Source organism: Halomonas sp. ND22Bw (assembly GCF_003011945.1).
Classification (GTDB): domain Bacteria; phylum Pseudomonadota; class Gammaproteobacteria; order Pseudomonadales; family Halomonadaceae; genus Halomonas; species Halomonas halophila.
The window spans coordinates 1-244 of sequence record NZ_PXWD01001557.1 but is presented as its reverse complement, the minus strand read 5'-3'; the positions used below and the strand labels follow the sequence as shown (position 1 = coordinate 244).

Here is a 244-nt window from a genome sequence, read left to right as displayed (position 1 = left end):
GTCGATCCGCTGCATCACCGCCTGAGCCTGGGGATCGGCCATCACGCCGCCCAGCATGACCAGGGCCTTGGCCGCCTCGGTCTGGACGCCGAACATTTCGGAGATGGCCTGCCACGGCGACTTCTCCTTGGGGAAATGCTTGAAGCGCACGGACTGGTCGGCGGGAATCTTGGCCAGCTGCTTGGCCTTGGCCACAGCTTCGGTCAGACCGCCCAGCTGATCCACCAGCCCCAGCGGCAGGGCC

The 244-nt window shown here is 66.8% G+C and carries 1 protein-coding gene; it reads right to left on the bottom strand.

The genetic code is table 11. The features are described 5' to 3' along the window. Positions 1 to 244 (bottom strand): hypothetical protein (locus CVH10_RS23470; protein WP_219925069.1); only part of this gene is annotated, 244 nt, incomplete at both ends.